We start from the raw sequence: 15,294 nt of genomic DNA on the forward strand, positions 1-15,294 counted from the left end.
CATCCACTGCCACAATAACAATTAGTCTCAAGTCTAACACGGACGGGTCCCAGCCCTTAATCGGCGCGGAACCGGGCTCCTCCGCCGGCAACTCGAGGGTTAAACGGGGATGGTCCCCCACCTTGCAGTGAGGGACCATCCCGTGGTTCAGGCTATGAACTGCCAAGGGCAGGGCGGCCGGGTCCCTACGTGGCGCGGAACGCGACACGAAAGGGCCCGCCCTGCCCGCTAGCGGAAGTCGCTGCCCAGATCGTAGTCATCCAGCGGGATGGCGTGGAACTCAGGAGCCCCGTCGCCGCCCAGGGAATCGTAGGAGAAGTCACTGAACGCGCTGGGGCCGGTGAACAGATTGGCCTTCGCTTCTTCAGTGGGCTCCACCGTGACCTCGGTGTAGCGCGGGAGACCCGTGCCGGCCGGGATGAGCTTACCGATGATGACGTTTTCCTTGAGGCCGAGCAGCGGATCGCTCTTGCCTTCCATGGCCGCCTGCGTAAGGACGCGGGTGGTCTCCTGGAAGGAAGCTGCGGACAGCCAAGACTCGGTCGCCAGGGACGCCTTGGTGATGCCCATGAGCTCGGGACGGCCGGAAGCCGGCGTCTTGCCCTCGGACACAACGCGGCGGTTGGCATCCTCGAAGCGGCTGCGCTCGGCGAGCTCGCCGGGCAGCAGATCCGATTCGCCGGACTCAATGACCGTGACGCGGCGCAGCATCTGGCGGACGATAACCTCGACGTGCTTGTCGTGGATACCGATGCCCTGGCTGCGGTACACGCCCTGGACCTCGTCCACCAAGAACTTCTGCGCGGCACGGGGGCCCATGATGCGCAGAACCTGCTTGGGGTCGACCGGACCGTTGATGAGCTTCTGGCCGACGCTGACGTGATCGCCGTCTTCGATGAGAAGACGTGAACGGCGCAGCACCGGGTAAGCGATCTCTTCGGATCCGTCATCCGGAGTGATGACCAGGCGCATCTGGCGCTCGGACTCTTCGATGGCGATGCGGCCGGCTGCTTCAGCAATCGGTGCGACACCCTTCGGAGTACGGGCTTCGAAGAGCTCCTGGATACGGGGCAGACCCTGGGTGATGTCGTCGCCACCGCTGGAGGAAACAGCACCACCGGTGTGGAACGTACGCATGGTCAGCTGGGTACCCGGCTCACCGATGGACTGTGCGGCGATGATGCCCACTGCCTCACCGATGTCCACGGTCTTACCCGTGGCCAGCGAACGGCCGTAGCACAGGGCGCAGGTGCCGACGCTGGACTCACAGGTGAGTACGGAGCGGACCTTGACCTCGGTGATGCCGGCGGCGAACAGTTCGGCAATGACGACGTCGCCGCAGTCAGTGCCGCCCGCTGCCAGGACCTTGCCCTTGGAGTCAACGACATCCACGGCCAGGGTACGGGCGTACGCGCTGTTCTCGACGTTCTCGTCCAGGACCAGCTCGCCGTTGGCGTCAGCCACCGCGATGGCCGTCATGAGACCGCGCTCGGTGCCGCAGTCCTCTTCACGGACGATGACATCCTGCGAGACGTCCACCAGACGACGGGTCAGGTAGCCCGAGTTGGCGGTACGCAGCGCGGTGTCAGCCAGACCCTTACGGGCACCGTGCGTGGCGATGAAGTATTCCAGCACCGACAGGCCCTCGCGGTAGGAGGACTTGATCGGACGCGGGATGATCTCACCCTTAGGGTTGGCTACCAGGCCACGGATACCCGCGATCTGACGGACCTGCATCCAGTTACCACGTGCGCCGGAGGACACCATGCGGTTGATGGTGTTCATCGGGGACAGGCTGTCACGCATCGCCTGGGCGATTTCGTTCGTTGCCTTGTTCCAGATTTCGATCAGTTCCTGGCGACGCTCGTCGTCGTCGATCAGGCCCTTGTCGTACTGGCCCTGGATCTTGGCAGCCATGGTCTCGTAGCCGGCAAGGATCACCGGCTTGTCCTTGGGAACCTCGATGTCCGAGATGGCGACGGTGACGCCGGACCGGGTGGCCCAGTAGAAACCGGCATCCTTCAGGTTGTCCAGCGTTGCCGCCGTGACCACCTTCGGGTAGCGCTCGGCGAGGTCGTTGACGATCCGGGACAGCTCGCCCTTGTCGGCAACATCCTCAACCCACGGGTAGTCCTCGGGCAGGGTCTCGTTGAAGAGGACCTGGCCCAGGGAGGTCTCGACGAGCACGGTCTGACCCGGCTCCCAGCCTTCCGGAGCTTCCCAGCCGGCGTAAGGGACGAAGCCCTCCAGCCGGATCTTGACCTGGGAGTTCAGGTGCAGCTCGTGCAGGTCGTACGCCATGATGGCTTCCGACACGGAGGAGAAGATCCGGCCCTCGCCAGCTGAACCGACACGCTTGGTGGTCAGGTGGTAGAGGCCGATGATCATATCCTGCGAGGGCAGCGTCACCGGGCGGCCGTCAGACGGCTTCAGGATGTTGTTCGAGGACAGCATCAGGATGCGGGCTTCAGCCTGGGCTTCGGGGCTCAGCGGCAGGTGGACTGCCATCTGGTCGCCGTCGAAGTCAGCGTTGAACGCGCCACAAACCAGCGGGTGAAGCTGGATTGCCTTGCCTTCAACAAGCTGCGGCTCGAACGCCTGGATGCCAAGACGGTGCAGGGTAGGTGCACGGTTCAGCAGCACGGGGTGCTCGGTGATGATCTCTTCGAGGACATCCCAGACCTGCGGGCGGTAGCGCTCCACCATCCGCTTGGCCGACTTGATGTTCTGCGCGTGGTTAAGGTCAACCAGGCGCTTCATCACGAACGGCTTGAAGAGCTCCAGCGCCATCTGCTTCGGCAGGCCACACTGGTGCAGCTTCAGCTGCGGGCCGACGACGATCACGGAGCGGCCGGAGTAGTCAACGCGCTTACCCAGGAGGTTCTGGCGGAAACGACCCTGCTTGCCCTTGAGCATGTCGCTCAGGGACTTCAGCGGACGGTTGCCCGGTCCGGTGACCGGGCGGCCGCGGCGGCCGTTGTCGAAGAGGCTGTCAACAGCTTCCTGAAGCATGCGCTTCTCGTTGTTGACGATGATCTCCGGAGCGCCCAAATCAAGCAGTCGCTTGAGGCGGTTGTTGCGGTTGATCACGCGGCGGTACAGGTCGTTGAGGTCGGAGGTCGCGAAGCGGCCACCGTCCAGCTGGACCATGGGGCGCAGTTCCGGCGGGATCACCGGGACGGCGTCCAGCACCATGCCGAGCGGGCTGTTGTTGGTGGTCAGGAACGCGTTGACCACCTTGAGCCGCTTCAGGGCGCGGGTCTTGCGCTGGCCCTTGCCGTTGGCGATGACGTCGCGGAGCATGTCCGACTCGGCCTGCATGTCGAAGTTCTCAAGACGCTTCTTGATCGCCTCGGCACCCATGGAGCCTTCGAAGTACATGCCGTAGCGGTCGCGCAGTTCGCGGTACAGGCCTTCGTCACCTTCGAGGTCAGCGACCTTGAGGTTCTTGAAGCGGTCCCAGACCTGCTCGAGGCGCTCGATTTCAGCATCCGCGCGCTTGCGGACGTTGGCCATCTGGCGGTCAGCGGAGTCGCGGGCCTTCTTCTTGTCGGCAGCCTTGGCGCCTTCGCCTTCGAGACGGGCAAGCTCGTTCTCGAGGTCGCGGGCGATCGTGGCGATGTCCGAGTCGCGGTTGTCGATCAGCTGCTTCTTTTCGATGTCGTGCTCAACCTGGAGGTTGGGCAGTTCTTCGTGGCGGCTGTCGGCGTCGACGCTCGTGATCATGTAGGCGGCGAAGTAGATGACCTTTTCGAGGTCCTTCGGTGCCAGGTCAAGGAGGTAGCCCAGGCGGGACGGAACACCCTTGAAGTACCAGATGTGCGTGACCGGGGCGGCCAGCTCGATGTGGCCCATGCGCTCACGGCGGACCTTTGCACGGGTGACCTCAACGCCACACCGCTCGCAAATGATGCCCTTGAAGCGCACGCGCTTGTACTTACCGCAGTAGCATTCCCAGTCGCGGGAAGGGCCGAAGATCTTCTCGCAGAAGAGGCCATCCTTCTCGGGCTTGAGCGTGCGGTAGTTGATGGTTTCCGGCTTCTTAACCTCGCCGTAAGACCAGCCACGGATGTCTTCCGCGGTGGCGAGGCCGATCTGCATGAGGCCGAAGGAGGATTCGCTGGACATATGGTCCCTGTTCTCTCTTGTTCTCTAAATTCTGAAGTCTTGGGTTACGGGAAGGGGCCGAGAGTCCCGACGGCGGGTAACCACCCGCCGTCGGACGCTCTGCTAGACCTCTTCTACGGAACTGGGCTCTGCACGAGACAGATCGATGCCCAGTTCTTCCGCAGCCGTGAAGACTGCGTCATCAGAGTCACGCATTTCAATTGTGGTTCCGTCCGTGGAAAGAACTTCCACGTTCAGGCACAGCGACTGCATTTCCTTGATCAAGACCTTGAAGGACTCAGGAACGCCCGGCTCGGGGATGTTCTCGCCCTTGACGATGGCTTCGTAAACCTTCACACGACCATGGATGTCATCCGACTTGATCGTGAGGAGCTCCTGGAGCGTGTACGCGGCGCCGTAAGCTTCGAGCGCCCACACTTCCATTTCACCGAAGCGCTGGCCACCGAACTGTGCCTTACCACCCAGCGGCTGCTGCGTGATCATGGAGTACGGGCCGGTGGAGCGCGCGTGGATCTTGTCGTCCACCAGGTGGTGGAGCTTCAGGATGTACATGTAGCCGACCGAGATCGGATCCGGGAACGGCTCGCCGGAGCGGCCGTCGAACAGACGGGTCTTGCCTGAGGAGTTGATCAGGCGGTCGCCGTCGCGGGTGACGTTGGTGGAGTCGAGGAGACCGGTGATTTCCTCTTCACGCGCACCGTCGAAGACCGGCGTTGCAACAGTGGTCTGGCCACTCTCGCGCGGCAGGTTCGGCAGCTGCTTGACCCACTCGGGCTCGCCTTCGATCTTCCAGCCGGTCTTGGCAACCCAGCCGAGGTGCGTTTCCAGCACCTGGCCGACGTTCATACGGCCCGGGACACCCAGCGGGTTCAGGACGATATCAACGGGGGTACCGTCGGCAAGGAAGGGCATGTCCTCGATCGGAAGGATCTTGGAGATAACACCCTTGTTGCCGTGACGGCCGGCGAGCTTGTCGCCGTCGGTGATCTTGCGCTTGGCGGCCACGTAGACACGGACCAGCTGGTTGACGCCCGGGGGCAGCTCGTCGTCGTTGTCGCGGTCGAAGACGCGGACACCGATCACGGTGCCGGACTCGCCGTGCGGAACCTTCAGGGAGGTGTCGCGCACTTCGCGGGACTTCTCACCGAAGATGGCGCGCAGCAGGCGCTCTTCCGGGGTCAGCTCGGTCTCGCCCTTCGGCGTGACCTTTCCGACCAGGATGTCGCCGGCTTCAACCTCGGCGCCGATGTGGATGATGCCACGCTCGTCCAGGCCGGCCAGGACTTCCTCCGACACGTTCGGGATGTCACGGGTGATTTCCTCGGCACCAAGCTTGGTGTCGCGGGCATCGATCTCGTGCTCCTCGATGTGGATGGAGGAAAGAACGTCCTCAGCGACGATGCGCTGGGACAGGATGATGGCATCCTCGAAGTTGTGGCCTTCCCATGACATGAATGCCACGAGCAGGTTCTTACCAAGGGCCAGTTCGCCCTGGTCCGTTGCCGGGCCGTCGGCGATGATGCCGCCAACTTCCAGGCGCTGGCCTTCGCTCACCAGAACGCGGTGGTTGTAGCAGTTGCCCTGGTTGGAGCGGGCGAACTTGTTGATGCGGTAGTTGGTTTCCGTACCGTCGTCGTTGAGCACGATGACCAGCTCAGCGGAGACCTCGGTCACCACGCCTGCCTTCTTCGCGATGACTACGTCACCGGCGTCGACTGCAGCGGCGCGCTCCATACCGGTACCGACGAACGGCGCCTCGGAACGGACCAGCGGCACGGCCTGGCGCTGCATGTTGGCACCCATGAGTGCGCGGTTAGCATCGTCGTGCTCGAGGAACGGGATCAGGGCGGTAGCCACGGATACCATCTGGCGCGGGGAAACGTCCATGAACTCGACGTCGGCGGCGGGGACCAGCACGGGCTCGCCTCCACCACCACGGGCGCGGACGAGGACGGTTTCTTCGGCGAACTTCTTGTTCGCGTCGAGCGGGGCGTTGGCCTGGGCAATCAGGACCTCTGCCTCGTCGTCGGCCGTGAGGTACTGGACCTCATCGGAGACGACGCCCTCGGATACGAGGCGGTACGGGGTCTCGATGAAGCCGAACGGGTTGATGCGTCCGTAGGAAGCCAGCGAACCGATCAGACCAATGTTCGGGCCTTCAGGGGTTTCGATGGGGCACATACGTCCGTAGTGCGACGGGTGAACGTCTCGGACTTCCATGCCTGCACGGTCACGGGACAGACCACCCGGGCCAAGTGCCGACAGGCGGCGCTTGTGGGTCAGACCCGAGAGCGGGTTGTTCTGGTCCATGAACTGGGACAGCTGGGAAGTTCCGAAGAACTCCTTGATGGCTGCCACGACGGGGCGGATGTTGATCAGCGTCTGCGGCGTGATGGCCTCGACGTCCTGAGTTGTCATACGCTCGCGGACAACGCGCTCCATACGGGACAGGCCGGTGCGGACCTGGTTCTCGATGAGCTCGCCGACGGCGCGGATGCGGCGGTTGCCGAAGTGGTCGATGTCATCGATCTCAACGCGCAGCTCGTGGTCCTGGCCGTCGCGCTTGCCCATGAGGGTCTTCTCACCGGCGTGCAGGGCGACGAGGAACTTGATCATGGCGACGATGTCTTCAACATGCAGGACAGACGCTTCCTTGTCACCAAGGGAGCGGTCGATGCCAAGCTTGCGGTTGATCTTGTAGCGGCCGACCTTGGCCAGATCGTAGCGCTTGGAGTTGAAGTACAGGTTGTCCAGCAGGGACTGGGCAGCCTCGACCGTGGGCGGCTCGCCCGGTCGCAGCTTCCGGTAGATGTCCAGCAAGGCGTCTTCGCGGGTTTCGGTGGCGTCCTTCTCCAGCGTTGCGCGCATGGAGTCGTACTGGCCGAACTCTTCGAGGATCTGGCCTTCGGTCCAGCCGAGGGCCTTCAGCAGCACCGTGACGGACTGCTTGCGCTTGCGGTCGAGGCGAACGCCGACCTGGTCGCGCTTGTCGATTTCAAGTTCGAACCAGGCGCCGCGGGACGGGATGATCTTCGCAGTGAAGATGTCCTTGTCACTGGTCTTGTCGGCGGTGCGCTCAAAGTAGGCGCCCGGGGAACGGACCAGCTGGGAGACAACAACACGCTCGGTGCCGTTGACAACGAAGGTGCCCTTCTCGGTCATCAGCGGGAAGTCACCCATGAACACGGTCTGCTGCTTGATTTCGCCCGTGTTGTTGTTCATGAATTCGGCCTTGACGTACAGCGGAGCCGAGTACGTTGCGTCCCGGTCCTTGCACTCGGCCATCGTGTACTTCGGATCAGCGAACTCCGGCTCGGAGAAGCTCAGGGACATGGTGCCCTGGAAGTCTTCGATCGGGGAGATCTCTTCGAAAATGTCGGACAGACCCGAGGAGGTGGCGACGCTGAGGTCGCCTTCTTCGACGGCCTTCGCAACGCGCGCCTGCCAGCGTTCGTTTCCGACCAGCCAGTCAAAGCTGTCGGTTTGCAGGGCGAGCAGATTCGGAACATCAAGAGGTTCGTGAATCTTTGCGAATGAGAGCCGGCGGGTTGCACCGTCGGTGCTGTCGGCATTGATAGCGGTAGCGTTGTTTACATTAGAGGTGCTCGAGGCGACCAAGAGGGATCCTTCCACAGACCTTCAGGCGTTGTCAGATCTCCCCCGTTATGCACTCTGCAGAATGACTCCGCAGCGCTACCAGTCCGGTTCCGCTATATGACCCGGGACCCGTGCTGACCACGATGGTGCCGTTGTTGACGGCACATTGATGGCGCAGCTGCCAGGCTAAGCCCACCGCTATATGAAGGCTGAAGGTAAACAGGGAAGACGCAAATATCTACGATACGGCAAAGCAACCTACTTGTCTACCCCACTTCGCCCGGGATTGCAAACATCGGCCCGGCCCCCGGATGCGGCGCACGGAGGGGATGCGTCTGGCGACGCAGCGCGCGGGCCCCGCACCGGCGGGCTCCCGGCGGGCTTAACCGGCGCTCAAATGGCTCCGTGACGGGGGTCACGATAACCTTGCTGTATATCGTCCAAGATCGGAAGAGAAAACCATGAGCAACTCTGCAGACGACAATGATGTTGTCATCCTCGCCGCCGCCCGCACCCCCCAGGGCCGCCTGAACGGCCAGCTCGCCAGCTTCACCGCCGTGCAGCTCGGCTCCCACGCCATCAAGGCAGCTCTGGCCGCCAGCGGCGTCAAGGCCGAGCAGGTGGACTCGGTGATCATGGGCCAGGTACTGCAGGCCGGGGCCGGCCAGAACCCCGCCCGCCAGAGCGCCGTCGGCGCCGGCATCGGCTGGAACGTCCCCACCGTGACCATCAACAAGGTCTGCCTGTCCGGCCTGACCGCCGTGATCGACGCCGCCCGGCTGATCCGCAGCGGCGACGCGACGGTGGTGGTGGCCGGCGGCCAGGAGTCCATGACCCGCGCACCGCACCTGCTCCCCGGTTCCCGGCAGGGCTGGACCTACGGTTCCATCCAGGCCCTCGACGCGGCAGCCCATGACGGCCTGACCGACGCCTTCGACGGCCAGTCCATGGGGCTGTCCACGGAGAGCAGGAACCTCACGCTGGGGATCGACCGCACCTCCCAGGACGAGGTGGCCGCGGCGTCCCACCAGCGTGCCGCCCGGGCCGCCAAGGACGGGGTGTTCGACGTCGAAATCTCTCCGATCAGCGTCAAGCAGCGCAAGGGTGATCCGATCACCCTGGCCGCGGACGAAGGCATCCGGCCCGACACGACCGCGGGTTCCCTGGCCGGCCTGCGGGCGGCGTTCGTCACGGACGGCACCATCACCGCCGGCAACTCCTCTCCCCTGTCCGACGGCGCCTCCGCCCTGGTGCTCTCCTCGCGGCGGTTCGCCGAAGACAACGGCCTGGAGTACCTCGCCGTGGTCGGCAAGCCCGGGCAGGTGGCCGGGCCGGACAACTCGCTGCACTCCCAGCCCTCCAACGCGATCAAGAGCGCGCTGGACAAGGCCGGCTGGTCCGCCGCCGACCTGGACTTCATCGAGATCAACGAGGCCTTCGGCTCCGTCGCCGTGCAGTCGCTCAAGGACCTCGACTACCCGCTGGAGAAGTGCAACCTCCACGGCGGCGCCATCGCTTTGGGCCACCCCATCGGAGCGTCCGGCGCCCGGCTTGCCCTCCATGCCGCACACGAGCTGAAGCGCCGCGGCACCGGCAAGGCCGCCGTGTCCCTGTGCGGCGGCGGCGGCCAGGGCGAAGCCCTCCTGCTGTACCGCGACTGAGCGCCGTGACGGACCCCGCAGCGCCCGGACAGGGCCGTGACGGTGGAAGTGCTGACGACGGCGGACCCGTCGGCCGGGACCGTTTCCTGGCCGACGCCGCCGCGCGGGGCCTCAGCGTCCGGCTGGTCGAGCGGCTGGCCGCGAACAGCCTCGAGGACGCGGCACGGATCCTGGGGATCCAGCCCGGGGACATCGTGAAGTCACTGGTGGTCAAGCACAAGGACGGCAGCTTCCTGTTCGCCCTCATTCCGGGCGACCGGCAGATCTCCTGGCCCAAACTCCGGGCGCTGCTCGGAGTCAACAAGCTCTCGCTGCCGACGGCGGAAGTCGCCCTGGATGCCACAGGTTACGAGCGGGGCACCATCACCCCGCTGGGGAGCACGGTGGCCTGGCCCGTGTACGCGGACCAAAGCATCACCGGCCGCCGGATTTCCATGGGCGCCGGCGAACATGGCTACAGCGCCTTCGTGGACGCCGACGCCTTGACCGCCGCCCTCGATGCCGTCGTCGCGGACATCTCTGAACCTAACTGACCGGCCGCCCGATCTAACCCGGCTGATCTAACCCGGCCGGGTTAACCGGGCCGGGTTAACAACCAACGCGGGGTCACTCCCGGTCCATCCCACACTCCGGGACGGGCTGGAAGTGACCCCGCGTTGCTTGTTTGCGGGCGCGCACCGGCGCACCGCAGGCCCCCGGAACGCAGGAAACCCCGCCCACGGGAGTGGACGGGGTTTCCCGGAGCAGAACGGGAACACGAGGTTCCCGGCCGGTTCCAGAAGCGGCGAGTTACTTGAGGGTAACGCGTGCGCCGGCTTCTTCGAGCTGTGCAACAGCCTTCTCGGCAGCTTCCTTGGTGACGCCTTCGAGAACAGCCTTCGGAGCGCTGTCAACCAGGTCCTTGGCTTCCTTGAGGCCCAGGGAAGTGATTGCGCGAACTTCCTTGATCACTGCGATCTTCTTGTCGCCGGCAGCTTCGAGGACGACGTCGAATGCCGTCTTCTCCTCTTCTTCTGCAGCAGCGCCGGCAGCGGGGCCAGCAACTGCAACAGCAGCAGCGGTAACTTCGAAGGTCTCTTCGAAGAGCTTGACGAACTCAGAGAGCTCGATGATGGTCAGTTCCTTGAAAGCTTCAATGAGCTCTTCGTTGGTGAGCTTCGCCATGGTGTGGCGTCCTTCCTATAGTGGTGCGCGGCGGCCCGGGGGGCTCGCTTTACACCGGAGTCTGGTTTAGAGAGTTAGTTCTCTTCGGGGGCTGCGGCGTCGGCCGGAGCCTCAGCAGCTGCGTCAGCGGGAGCGTCGGCCGGGGCTTCTTCAGCGGCGGGTGCTTCGGCTTCGGCCGGTGCACCGTTCTCTTCTTCAAGCTTGAGGCGCAGCGCGTCGATGATGCGTGCAGCGGCGGCAGCAGGAGCCTTGAGGATGCCTGCAACCTTGGCGAGCTGCAGCTCGCGGGACTCGAGTGCTGCCAGGGCAGCGACTTCGCTGGCGTTCAGTGCCTTGCCCTCGAAGTAACCGGTCTTGATAACCAGCTGCTTGTTGGTCTTGGCAAAATCCGTCAGGCTCTTGGCAGCGGCAACTGCGTCACCCTTGATGAACGCGATTGCAGTGGGGCCGGCGAGCTGACCGTCGAATGCTTCGACACCAGCTTCCTTGGCTGCAATGGCGGTCAGGGTGTTCTTGACGACCGAGAACTTGGTGTCCTGGCCGAGCGAGACACGCAGCTGCTTGAGCTGTGCAACGGTGAGCCCACGGTATTCGGTCAGGACAGCGGCGTTCGATTCCTTGAAATCGTTAGTGATCTCAGCTACTGCTGAAACCTTGCTAGGCGTTGCCATAACCCTCCTTCCGGGGATAGTGCCGGTGTTTCCCGGTCCCCGCTCAAAAGAGCTAAAAACTAAAAACGCCCCGCGCAGATGCACGGGGCTTGTCTCGACGCAGTCCATGACTGCGGAGCTTTGCTTCGTTCACCTGCGCCGGCCGCCCTCTGTTCAGGGTCCTTCGTCTGGAGATCCACTGGCCCTCCCGGCGCGGCTGCAGAAGTGAGCCTTGCTTGGGAGAGTGGATTTCCAACAACCGACGGTCTTTGGTCCTCCCAGCTTACGCGAGACGGGGCGCCCGGTCCAAATCGGCGCAACGGCAGGCCGGTCAGCTGTTGCTCGGGCCGAAGTTCGGGAGTTCTTTCTGCCAGATCCCCGTCACCCCGGCGGTGGTGAACCCGAGCTGCACGTTGACCTTGAGCAGATACCGGTTCTCGGGGGCATTCCAGGTGTAGAGGACCCGGGCGTCCGGGAACTGCTCGGAGAGCCGCTCCATGTTCGCCACCTTGATCAGCAGGCTCAGCTTGTTGCCCCGGTGCTCCCGCAGGATCACCGTGTCGTCCTGGAACACGACGTCGGGGCGCAGCGCGAGGACGCTGATGGTGGTCAACCCGACCAGCTGTCCGCTGGCAAGATGCTCGACGGCGGTTACCACCGTCCTGCGGCCCTGCGCTATGGCGACGTCCTCCGCCTCACGGAGGATGCCGCCGTCGAACACCATGGCCGTGTCATCAACCCCGGGCACGCCGTCCTCGCCGGCGCTGTTCTCCAGCGCGGCGACCGCCTCAAGCCACTCGTCGGGACACCGGTCCGTCCAGTGGTGCAGCCGGTAACGGCCGCCGTTGGCTTCCTCCGCCTCAGTCTCCAGCTCCTCCACCAGCGCGCTGTCGAGGGGAAGCGCGCAGGCGCTGAATTGTTCGATGTGCTGCAGGGTGTAGCCGCTGAGGCGGGCGAACTCCACCTCGCGGCTGTTCATTGGAACGAAGCCCAGGCCCGTGCCGGGCACCAGCTGCCCCTCGACGTTGTCTCCCAGCGAGGACCTCGGATGGTTCGTATCGATGAGGATGGTGTGCCGGCCCTCGTCCCGGGCGAAGTGCTCCGCGGCCTCGAGCAGCTGCCGGCCCACGCCCCGGCCCTGGAACTCGGGCAGGATGTCGAGGGCGAATTCCGCCAGATCGAGGTTGTCCGCGAGCGGCAGTGCGATATCAACGGTCCCGACGATCTCGCCGTCGACCTTGGCCACCAGGATGACCTGCCGCTCGTACGGGTCCGCCATTTCCAGGAGTTTTTCCTTCGGTGCGTAGGCGAGGTCATCGCTCCCCCAGGTCTGCATGCGCACCTTGCGGCCCACCTCTACGGCGGCGATGAAGTCTGCAGCGTCCCTCCCCTCCAGCGAATCGGGGATCCACAGCTGTTCAATCCGTACGTCGTTTGCCATAGAGGGCATCATCCCAGCCGTTCTGCCGTCCACCACGTGTGCCGGAACCCGGCATCGGCCGGGCTTTCACCCGTCAGCATATGCCGGTTTCGGTCACCGTTCTATGGGTTGCGCCGTGACCACTTTCTGCCATTCGCCGTCCCAGCCGGCCGGCCGGAACCCAAGGGCGACGTTGATAGCGAGCATGTGGTCGTTTTCCGCCGCGTTGAAGGTGATGACGCGTTCCACCGCCGGGTACTCCGCCAGCAGGCGGCGGAGGTTGCGGACCTTGACGAGTATGCCCAGGCGGTGCCCGCGGTGGCCGGCCGCGACGAGGGTGTCGTCCTGGTCGGCCAGCCACGGTTTGCTGGGCGCCAGTTCCAGCACGGAGTACGCGGCCAGTTCGCCGGTTTCGCGGTGCCTCGCGGCGGCGACGAGGGAGATGTTCCCGGCCTGCATCCAGGTGTCCTCAACGTTCCGGACCCGGGCAACATCCCAGGCCTCTTCCTCATAGCTGAGGCCACCCGTTGGCGCGTCGGTGCTCATCCGGGACATCAGCACGGCAAGCTGCTTGACGTATTCATCCGGGCACCGGTCCGTCCAGGTAACCAGCTCATAGTCCCCCGCCCTGGCCAGCGCTTCGCGCTCCAGGGCATCCAGCAGTGCCGGAGCCGGCGGCATGGCGAGGCTGCTGAACCGCTCCACCTGCTCCAACCGGTAGCCGGCCGCCGTGGCGAAGCGGACGCCCCGGGCCGCCGCCGGCAGGGCGCCGGTGCCGGTCAACGGCACAATCACGTCCGGGCCGTCGGCGTCGAAGTCCGCCGGGTGTTCCGTAAAGGTCATCAGGACGCTGCGGTTGTCCGCGGCGGCCAGCGCTTCGGCGTGCTCCAGCAGCGCCCGGCCGATCCCGCGGCCGCTGTAGCCGTTCAAGACGTCCACGTGGAGGAACGCGCTGCTGAGGTTTTCCTGCAGCTCGCAGCGGATCCAGGACCGTGCGGCCATCCGGCCGTCCACCCGGACGAAGAAAAGCCGCATGCGGGTGTAGGCGTCGTCTTTCCAGTACCGGAGCCGCGCGCCGGGCGGTGTTGCCCGGTCGAGGTTGCCCCAGCTCTCCAACACCAGGGCGTCGCTGAGCCGGCTGAAGTCCAGGAAGTCACCGGCGTCCGGCGCATCGATGGATTCCGGCAGGATCAGGGGTTCGATCAGGTAGGGCGCTGCATTCACCGGGACAGCCTAACCGCCGCTCCGAATGCAGAAAAGACCGCCCCGCGGAAGCGGGACGGTCTTTTCGCTGCTTGCTACGGCAAGCCGGGTGAGGCTTAGACCTCGGTCAGGACCTTGGTGACGTTGGGGTCAACCGAGATGCCCGGGCCGAACGTCGTGGCGACGGTGGCCTTCTGGATGTAACGGCCCTTGGAAGCGGACGGCTTGAGGCGGAGAACCTCTTCCAGTGCGGCGGCGTAGTTCTCGGCCAGCTTCACGGCGTCGAAGGAAACCTTGCCGATGATGAAGTGCAGGTTCGAGTGCTTGTCGACGCGGAAGTCGATCTTGCCGCCCTTGATGTCGTTGACGGCCTTGGCGACGTCAGCGGTCACGGTGCCGGTCTTCGGGTTCGGCATCAGGTTACGCGGGCCCAGGACCTTACCGAGGCGGCCAACCTTGCCCATGAGGTCAGGGGTGGCAACGGCGGCGTCGAAGTCGGTCCAGCCGGCTGCGATCTTTTCGATCAGGTCATCGGAACCAACGAAGTCGGCGCCGGCAGCGATTGCTGCTTCAGCCTTGTCGCCCGTTGCGAAAACGAGGACGCGGGCCACCTTACCGGTGCCGTGCGGCAGGTTGACGGTGCCGCGGACCATCTGGTCAGCCTTACGCGGGTCTACACCCAGGCGGAATGCGACCTCAACGGTGGCGTCGAACTTGGACGGGTTGGTGTCCTTGGCCAGCGTCACTGCCTCGAACGGCGCGTAGAACTTCTCCGCGTCGATCTTGGCTGCGGCTGCCTCATATGCTTTGCTGCGCTTTGCCATGCTGCTTATTTCTCCTTGTGCAGTTGTGGTCTGCGGACCGCGCTGGGCCCTGCCACAGTCGGGGCTCCGAATGGTATTTCCGGATTTCCGACATCTCAATGTTTAGGTGGTGCCGGTTGCCCGGCGGTGCTGACCGGCGTCGTGATCGGTTTCCCGGCCCCGGCGCATCAGCGGTAGGGAATTAACCCTCGACGGTGATACCCATGGAACGGGCGGTTCCGGCGATGATCTTCGCGGCGCCTTCCAGGCTGGTGGCGTTGAGGTCTTCCATCTTGGTGGTGGCGATCTCGTTGACCTGGGCCTGGGTCAGCTTGGCAACCTTGACGGTGTGCGGGGTAGCCGAACCCTTGGCGACGCCTGCAGCCTTCTTGATGAGCTCTGCAGCCGGCGGGGTCTTGGTGATGAACGTGAATGAACGGTCTTCGTAGACCGTGATTTCCACCGGAATAACGTTGCCGCGCTGGGCTTCCGTCGCAGCGTTGTACGCCTTGCAGAATTCCATGATGTTGACACCATGCTGGCCAAGCGCAGGACCGATCGGCGGGGCCGGGTTAGCGGCACCTGCCTGGATCTGCAGCTTGATGAGGCCGGTGACCTTCTTCTTGGGAGCCAATGTAGGGTCCTTCTCTCAATTACGTCCTGGGACA

Annotated in this window: 10 protein-coding genes; 2 read left to right on the forward strand and 8 right to left on the reverse strand. The window is 64.3% G+C overall.

The genetic code is table 11. The features are described from left to right. Positions 1–228: 228 nt before the first annotated feature. Positions 229–4,128 (reverse strand): DNA-directed RNA polymerase subunit beta', encoded by a 3,900-nt coding sequence (locus tag FS787_RS05510; protein ID WP_144671226.1) that lies wholly within the window; start codon positions 4,126–4,128, stop codon positions 229–231. A 102-nt stretch (positions 4,129–4,230) separates the two neighbouring features. Continuing rightward, positions 4,231–7,746: a DNA-directed RNA polymerase subunit beta gene (gene rpoB / locus FS787_RS05515; RefSeq protein ID WP_144671227.1), complete on the reverse strand. Its 3,516-nt coding sequence runs from the start codon at positions 7,744–7,746 to the stop codon at positions 4,231–4,233. 440 nt (positions 7,747–8,186) lie between these two features. Between rpoB and FS787_RS05520 the strand changes: the two genes are divergently transcribed. Together FS787_RS05520 and FS787_RS05525 are read left to right on the forward strand one after the other, a co-directional pair. Continuing rightward, complete coding sequence (locus FS787_RS05520; protein ID WP_144671228.1) at positions 8,187–9,386, forward strand: acetyl-CoA C-acetyltransferase; 1,200 nt, start codon at positions 8,187–8,189, stop codon at positions 9,384–9,386. An 86-nt stretch (positions 9,387–9,472) separates the two neighbouring features. Further along, the gene (locus FS787_RS05525) at positions 9,473–9,919 is read left to right on the forward strand and encodes an aminoacyl-tRNA deacylase (RefSeq protein WP_260982472.1); all 447 of its coding nucleotides are present in this window, start codon (positions 9,473–9,475) and stop codon (positions 9,917–9,919) included. 256 nt (positions 9,920–10,175) lie between these two features. On the opposite strand, the gene rplL is transcribed toward FS787_RS05525, so the two are convergent. The 6 genes from rplL to rplK form a co-directional block, all read right to left on the reverse strand. After that, positions 10,176–10,550, reverse strand: a complete 375-nt coding sequence (rplL, locus tag FS787_RS05530) for a 50S ribosomal protein L7/L12 (RefSeq protein WP_056425195.1) — start codon at positions 10,548–10,550, stop codon at positions 10,176–10,178. Between the two features lie 74 nt (positions 10,551–10,624). After that, positions 10,625–11,221 (reverse strand): 50S ribosomal protein L10, encoded by a 597-nt coding sequence (gene rplJ / locus FS787_RS05535; protein ID WP_056425194.1) that lies wholly within the window; start codon positions 11,219–11,221, stop codon positions 10,625–10,627. Between the two features lie 310 nt (positions 11,222–11,531). Continuing rightward, the gene (locus tag FS787_RS05540; protein WP_144671230.1) at positions 11,532–12,641 is read right to left on the reverse strand and encodes a GNAT family N-acetyltransferase; all 1,110 of its coding nucleotides are present in this window, start codon (positions 12,639–12,641) and stop codon (positions 11,532–11,534) included. A gap of 93 nt (positions 12,642–12,734) precedes the next feature. After that, on the reverse strand, positions 12,735–13,844 hold the full coding sequence (locus tag FS787_RS05545) for a GNAT family N-acetyltransferase (RefSeq protein ID WP_144671231.1): 1,110 nt from the start codon (positions 13,842–13,844) through the stop codon (positions 12,735–12,737). A 95-nt stretch (positions 13,845–13,939) separates the two neighbouring features. Continuing rightward, on the reverse strand, positions 13,940–14,647 hold the full coding sequence (gene rplA, locus FS787_RS05550) for a 50S ribosomal protein L1 (protein ID WP_116765107.1): 708 nt from the start codon (positions 14,645–14,647) through the stop codon (positions 13,940–13,942). Positions 14,648–14,828: 181 nt separating this feature from the next. Beyond that, a complete protein-coding gene (gene rplK, locus FS787_RS05555; RefSeq protein WP_018773647.1) occupies positions 14,829–15,260 on the reverse strand; it encodes a 50S ribosomal protein L11 in 432 nt (143 codons plus the stop codon). Positions 15,261–15,294 lie beyond the last annotated feature (34 nt).

It is taken from the genome of Arthrobacter sp. U41 (assembly GCF_007679325.1).
Classification (GTDB): domain Bacteria; phylum Actinomycetota; class Actinomycetes; order Actinomycetales; family Micrococcaceae; genus Arthrobacter.